The sequence below is a fragment of the Ruegeria sp. BI11 genome (genome assembly GCF_056538005.1).
Genome location: NZ_JBQFSM010000078.1, coordinates 1 through 512 on the forward strand (window position 1 = coordinate 1; position 512 = coordinate 512).

Genomic DNA, 512 nt, shown 5'->3' on the forward strand with positions numbered 1-512 from the left:
GTGTGTCGGTCACATCCTCAGTCTTCATCGTCGTACAAAGCTTCCAGGCGATGATGTATCGGCTGTAATCGTCCAGGATCGTCCTGAGATAGAACCATCCCCAGCCGATCACCTTCAGATAGGTAAAGTCGGTCTGCCAGAGCTGGTTCGGCCGTGTTGTCTTGTCCTGGAACTCATCTGCGGCTGACAAAACCACATAGGCTGGGCTGGTGATCAGATCGTAGGACTTGAGGATGCGATAGACCGAAGTCTTTGACACAAAGTACTTTTCTGTGTCGGTGAAGCGAACAGCCAACTCACGCGGGAAAAGCTCACTTTCCTTCAGAGCCAGATCCTTGATCTTCTCGCGCACTGGCGTGGGAATGCGGTTCCAGACCCGTGACGGCGTGGGTCTACGATCTTCAAGCGTCTCGGGGCCGCCGTCGAGATATCGGTCGTACCAGCGATAGTAGATGGTCTTCGGAATGCCCAGCTTCTCCAAAGTGCGCTTGGTCGGCAGATTCGGAAAACTT

Annotated in this window: 1 protein-coding gene; it reads right to left on the reverse strand. The window is 53.9% G+C overall.

Features of this window, described 5'->3' with window-relative positions; all coding sequences use genetic code 11:
• On the reverse strand, positions 1-512 hold a 512-nt coding region (locus ACR0DT_RS25175), incomplete at both ends, for a DDE-type integrase/transposase/recombinase (RefSeq protein ID WP_480713360.1).